The organism is Brucella sp. NBRC 14130, assembly GCF_040371715.1.
GTDB lineage: Bacteria > Pseudomonadota > Alphaproteobacteria > Rhizobiales > Rhizobiaceae > Brucella > Brucella intermedia.
On record NZ_BAABTE010000041.1, the window covers coordinates 1 to 6,489 of the forward strand.

Consider the following 6,489-nt stretch of genomic DNA (forward strand, 5'->3'; position numbering starts at 1 on the left):
GAAAAATCTAAATTTATTATTAAACAATGAATTAGATTATATAATTATTAAAAATTTTGTAGATCAAGATCTTTGTAATAATCTTTGTGAAAAGATTTTAAATGATGATGTAAAGGGCTATATAAACGCTCCGAGTATTGGGCGTATCGGAATGGCATTCTATGAAGCTGAGAACAAAAAAGATTTAATAGAGAAATATTTTTCATCTGTGGATCATAATATCCAAACTCTACGCAATAAATGTTACCCACTAGCTTCTCCTATCGATATTTTAAGATGTCGCTTAGATGAAGTATGGGAAGCGGGTTCAATGATTGAACGTATAATGGGTAAAAAGATGTTTGTTGGACTAGCACGAGTAGTTAAACCTGAAATTACTTTTTTAGCTCATCATGATATTTTTGAAAAAGACGCTCCCGAGAGTTTTCGAGCAAAAAGCCTAATTAGTCAAATAGCGTGCAATGTTTATCTACAAATGCCGAAGAATGGCGGGGAATTAATGCTATGGGAAAAGGAAATATCTGCTTCTGAGTTTGATGAGATGAGGGGAGAGAGTTATGGTATTCCTGTAGAGGATTTAGGGGAGCCTACCCATATAATTAAGCCAGAAATAGGCGACCTGATTCTTTTCAATTCAAGAAAAATGCATGCCATATCTCCTGGTGATTCATGTCCAAGATTTAGCTTATCATGCTTCATCGGTTATAGAGGTAATCATCAACCTCTGTCCGTTTGGAGTTAATATTTATATATGTTTTATTTACAAGAGTTCCTATTGCTCGCTACTGTACACTTTTTAGCAGTAGTGGCACCGGGACCTGATTTTGCAGTAGTAGTTCAACAAAGTGTATCTTGGGGGAGAAAAATAGGAGCTATAACAGCATTAGGTATTGGAGCTGGTATATCAGTACATGTACTTTATACGATTTTAGGTTTTGGATTACTCATACAAACAAATGAACTAGTTTTTAATGCAGTTAAAATCATTTCTGCTCTTTATTTAATATACTTAGGGTTGAGTCTAATAAGAAGTAATCTAAAAAAAGTAGACCCAGCAAAAAATGAGCAAACAGTTGAATTTCTAAACGACCAACAAGTGCCATCTGCAAAATCTGCTTTTCTAAAAGGTTTTATTACCAATGCAACAAATCCTAAAGCCACTATATTTTTTCTAGGAATTTTTACGACAGTTGTACATCAATCGACTCCTCTTAATATCCAATTCTTATATGGCATTTGGATGTGCTTTGTAAATGCAGCATGGTTTATAGTGGTTGCATATTTATTTACTACTCAAAAAGTCAGAAATGCATTCTTGCAAAAGAAAAAGTGGTTTGAAATTTTTATGGGGCTAATACTTATTTTGCTAGCTATTAGATTGCTCATCAGTTTTAATTTTTCTTAAAACACAGTTTTAAGAAAATAAAATCCATACCTCGATCTTTTTTAGATTGAGGTTTTTCATTTTTTCTAGTGTTCTTTTATCTGAATAAGACTCTTTTCAATATCTCTGAAGTTTCAAGCAAGGTCTGTGGACTCTATAAGCTGTTTTTAAGCTTATAGAATCTGTATTCTGGATAAATTAAGCCAATGACAAATAAGATAGAAAAACCAATCCCTGGCTGGGTCTATACCGCATTTATTATTGATGTATTTTCACGAACAATTGTTGGATGGAAAGTATCAACACGTATGAATACAGATATGGTGCTCGATGCACTTGAACAAGCATTACGTGATCGAGGTATGCCAAAGAATGTGATTCATCATTCAGACAGAGGTGCGCAATACCTCTCCATTCGCTATACCAATCGTTTAAGAGCATCAGTCGGTACAACTGGTGATTCGTACGATAATGCTTTAGCTGAAACGGTCAATGGTTTATACAAAACTGAGGTAATTGAATATTTAAAAGCAGATTGGCAAGGTTTGGCTGATATACAACTTGCAACATTAAACTGGGTAGATTGGTTCAATAAAAAGCGTGTACATAGTGCTCTTGGTTATGTATCGCCTTTTGAGTTTGAAGCAATGTACTATGATAAGATTAACCCGTTAGGTCAGGTGGCTTAACTTAAATAAAAATGTCTCCGACAAACCCGGTACGGTTCATATTTCATAATTTTCCCCCCGTTAATTTTTAATAATTTATGATGCTTATTTGATCATATTTTACTAAAAATTAAAAATATTCCATCAACATTACATACCAAAATCCATACCTCGATCTTGCTTAGATTTAGGTTTTTCTATTTTCTTTTGCAATTCTTTTATCTGGACAATATTTTTTTCAATATCTTTGACGTTTCGTGCAAATTCTGCTGCGCTTTGGCTACTTCTGACGAGACTAAATGCTGTGTGGTTGAGATTCTCTCCAGAACTTCTTCGTTGTCGGCTGTAATCTGGCTCATCTCTCGAACTTTGCCATTGATCTGCTCTGTATAGCTTGCCGTATTGCGTTCTAGATCGTGAAATTGCTTCTGCATTGTGGCTAATAATTTCTGTGCTTGCTGTAAGCTTTGCTGATCGCTCTCGATTATCTTTGATTGAGCCGACAAGGCTTGGATAATCTTGGTTTGCATTGTGTCTAAAGCTTGCTGTTGCTTCTGCAATTGCGCTTGTTGTTGCAGTAACTGTTGCTGTTGTTCTTCGATGATTCTCAATAATTGTGTTTCTAATTCGGTCATCGTTTAGTATCCCATTGGAATCATGTAGCCGTTCTGCCATTCCCCTGCATTCTTGTTGATCTGAATACATAGGCGTTGCTTGTTGTTCGATAGATTCTTGCACGTACTGATATTCAGACTGCCCCCTGATTTGTTTAGGTGATCTACTCTCAACTGTTTCTCGTTGATCACGGTATTGAGTGTCTTTACTTCGCTGTACTTGTTTTTGGCGATGAGACCAAGCGAGAAAATCGCTATAAGCAAAATAACTGCTGCTGAAATCAGTCCCATATTCAAAATGGTAAGTTTTTTCTGTACGGCTTGATTCTGGGCTTGCTGTTCTTGGCTCTGTATTTGCTCGTTTAATTGCGTTAAATGGCTCAATTTCGATTGAAGCAAGCTTTGATAGTGGCTCAATTGCTTCTCGACCGTTTGGGCGCTGTGTTGAATGCTTTGGGCTATTTTCTCGTCCGACTGTTGGATAGCGGTCGCTGTGATATTGGCTCTTGTGTTCAAGCTGTCTCTGATAGTCTGTGACGTTTGTTCGATACCGCTCAGAAGTTGTTCCTCTGTATTCTTCAATTCGTTGTTGTACTTCTTGTCGATATTCGCCAGTAGCTCTAAAGCCTTGCTCATAAATCTCGCCCTCTAAACGGATAGGACGTTTTGCGCCCTCATACGGGTTTTCAATGGATATGGAGTTTTTTACTTGTCGAGTGACATTGATTTGATTCGATTCAAGCCATTGCACCAATTCTTGCCGATCGGCAACTTCACCATTGGCAACCGCTCGGTAAACACGTTGATGTAACTGCTCTTTAAAATCCTTAATATCTTTGGGTAGATTCTTTTTATTTAAAAATAGCTGTCGATGCTCAGGATCATCGGGGTCATACAGTGAATGTTCGGTATTGGTGATCTGCTTAAATAGATCGACTCGATCTAAATCGACTGGCGCATAGAATGGCTGTAGGCGTTTGCCTGTTGAAAGCTCAACATTGGGAATCACAAAATTTAGCTCGAGCCGTGTCTCGCCTGTATCTTGATTTACTTTGTCTTGATGCTGTACCCATAAAATTTGATATTGGTCTTTATCTAGTCCTGGAAATAAACATTCCTCAAAATTTTGCATGATTTTCTGTTTATCCTGGTCAGATAAATCATGCTCATAAAAGGACAAACAACCACTGGTATATTTTTTGGCAAAAGGACTGCTATCAATCAATTGTGCTGTCAGCTCTACATCACCACCAAGCACTTGTGCATGTTCACGCTCTCGATCTTCACCCAATAAATAGTCAAGACAACCTTTTGATAAACCTGAACCATGTCGAAAAAAATCAACGATCATCTGGACGTAACTCCCGAAGCTGTTGATCAATCGAAATCAATAAATGAAGTAATTTAACTTTATCGAAAGCACCAGTACCCGCAATATCTGTATTTACTGCTTTGGCAATCTGATTCACATTATTACCAATCCGACCAAGTTCTAAAATTAATGCTCGCTCTGTCTTGCTATACGAAGATTCGACAACCTTTATTGCTTTAATTTTTTGGTTTTCTTCTGCTTTAGAGTTATGAATTTTAGTAGCTTTTTCTACTGCTGCTTGTCGAAGTAACTTTGCGATCGAACCATAAGGATTATTGGAATCGAGAAATTGATACTCTGATTCTGAAAGTCTAACTTTAAAAGTTCTTTCTCGAACGGCTTTACCTTGCTTACTCTCTTGTTGTTCATGTCCTGACATTTCAATCTACCCAGCTTTGGCTTTTGTAAGCTTTAAATTGGAAAATCTTTGATTTTTCTGTTTAAAGCTTTTCGGGGGTATCGGGGGTGAAGCCCCTGATCAAGGTCACAGATTATCACTGTTTAACGAAGTTAAATAGGGGTATCTGTGTATCCTTGCTTATTTAAAAATGGAAAGAGTTATTATATGAAAATTAAATCAAATGATACGGTATATAAATACTAGAAGGTATTGGCATAAATCTTGTAAAAAGCAATGCTCTTAATCTGCTCTTGTCCCCACCATGCTTCGCTTCGCTCATCATGGGTGGTGAGCTAGAGCAGATTTTCGGTAATATTCACCCTACCTTCGCTAAAATTAGCTCAGGTATTTGAATATCACCGATATACATCACGGTATGGAGCCGCTGTCGCTTTCAAATCGGTACAAAGTGAGATGCGCCCAGATCACTTCGCAAGAGAGTATTTATAGGGCTGAATCCCTATCCCGCACACGCCTTTCTCTCTCATTGGCTTGTTATCTCGGCGAGGGAATTACCCAACATACCACTTAAACAATCGACCAACGTATTCCCTGCGTTCTTCCCCTAGTGCAATACATCAGATGAGGAAGCGGTTATAAACCTTTAGCCTTTGATGCCTGCCGTCACTTGTCCACCTGCACACCAAAGCCACCAAAGACTAAGCCGACATATAAAAGTCGCACTTACTAACTTAATCTTTTGTACAGACGTAGTGAACGAACCAGAAAATGGTTTAAATGATGGACTTAGCAGCGATTAACGAAATTTTTTTACATTTTAGGTCTTGTGTCACATGCCAAAAGCCTTAGAATAGGGACTTGGCGGTTACATAAGCCTTTGTGTGAATATCTGTACGAGCTTCCAACTCTACTGATCTTTCGTTAAACGATGTTGCAAGCATCATTTAACTGTAACGCCAACGAATTTAAGTCAAAAGCCCTTGTGAAAACAAGGGCTTTTGCATTGCGGTTACATAAAAATTTTATTTTTTTGGTTTATAGGCTATTTTTAAATCCAAACTATCCATTTTTTGCAATAAATTAACTTAATAATGCATAAAATTAAAAAATTATCTTATAGAAAAATATAAATATCTTTACGTTGATTTTTCATTAGAACTTCATAAATTTTAGCATTATGCTTTAGTCTAAATTTTATCATCTGATAAAATATATCATTGATCTGTAGCAATAAAAAAATATAATTATGTGAAATTTTATGCATAAGAACTATATGACCATAAGACTGTATTACACCCATAATAATTTAGAGCTAGCAACTAAAGTTCTTTCTACTATTTACGATGAAAATAAAGAACTCTACAAAATAGAAGTAGAAGAAACTATTTTTCATCCTAAAGGAGGAGGTCAAGATCAAGATATCGGTTTCATAAATGACTATCCAATTATTGATGTAGAAATGGATGGCGCCAAGTTTTATTACTATTTAACAAACGAACTCGAAGTTGGCCAGACTGTTAAATTTCGAATTGATTCTGCTACTAGAACCTTAAATTCTCGCCGACACTCATTAGGCCACGTAATTGGATATATTTTAGAAAAAAAAATGTGGATTCCCATTAAGGCATCTCACTATCCAGATGATTGTAAAGTGGTTTTTAAACGTACAGAAAGAAGCTTAGATGATATTGAAATATCAGACTTAACTAGAGAAGTTGAGAATATCTTAAGTGAAGATTATGAGAAGTCTATTTACTACCAAGAGCAAAAAAGAGTTGTTTCATTTGGAGGAAAAGTTACTTACATGTGTGGAGGCACCCATGTAGATAAATTAAGTGAAATAGGTGATTTTTCAATTACTAAAACAAAAATCAAAAAAGATAATCTCACAGTTAGTTATTCAATTAATTAAATCTAATAGACTCGAGAAAAAAATGATCATAGACAATAAAACTTTCAATCAGAAAAATCTAAATTTATTATTAAACAATGAATTAGATTATATAATTATTAAAAATTTTGTAGATCAAGATCTTTGTAATAATCTTTGTGAAAAGATTTTAAATGATGATGTAAAGGGCTATATAAAC

5 protein-coding genes and 1 pseudogene are annotated in these 6,489 nt (G+C 35.7%); 4 read left to right on the plus strand and 2 right to left on the minus strand.

Features of this window, described 5'->3' with window-relative positions; genetic code table 11:
* From ABWW28_RS27125 to ABWW28_RS27135, 3 genes and pseudogenes are all read left to right on the plus strand, one after another.
* On the plus strand, positions 1-742 hold a 742-nt coding region (locus tag ABWW28_RS27125; protein ID WP_353392931.1), incomplete at its 5' end, for a 2OG-Fe(II) oxygenase.
* Positions 743-775: 33 nt separating this feature from the next.
* Positions 776-1,405, plus strand: coding sequence for a LysE family translocator (locus tag ABWW28_RS27130; protein ID WP_353392932.1), 630 nt, complete (start codon positions 776-778; stop codon positions 1,403-1,405).
* 215 nt (positions 1,406-1,620) lie between these two features.
* Positions 1,621-2,073, plus strand: a pseudogene (locus ABWW28_RS27135) (DDE-type integrase/transposase/recombinase); the annotation flags it as partial.
* Positions 2,074-2,202: 129 nt separating this feature from the next.
* On the opposite strand, the gene ABWW28_RS27140 reads toward ABWW28_RS27135, so the two are convergent.
* Positions 2,203-4,017: a relaxase family protein gene (locus tag ABWW28_RS27140; protein ID WP_201954061.1), complete on the minus strand. Its 1,815-nt coding sequence runs from the start codon at positions 4,015-4,017 to the stop codon at positions 2,203-2,205.
* Positions 4,007-4,417 carry a MobC family plasmid mobilization relaxosome protein gene (locus ABWW28_RS27145; RefSeq protein WP_201954064.1) on the minus strand — a complete coding sequence of 137 codons (411 nt, stop codon included), beginning with the start codon at positions 4,415-4,417 and terminating at the stop codon, positions 4,007-4,009. Before ABWW28_RS27145 ends, ABWW28_RS27140 begins: the two co-directional genes overlap by 11 nt.
* A gap of 1,255 nt (positions 4,418-5,672) precedes the next feature.
* Between ABWW28_RS27145 and ABWW28_RS27150 the strand changes: the two genes are divergently transcribed.
* Complete coding sequence (locus ABWW28_RS27150; protein ID WP_201954067.1) at positions 5,673-6,311, plus strand: alanyl-tRNA editing protein; 639 nt, start codon at positions 5,673-5,675, stop codon at positions 6,309-6,311.
* Positions 6,312-6,489 lie beyond the last annotated feature (178 nt).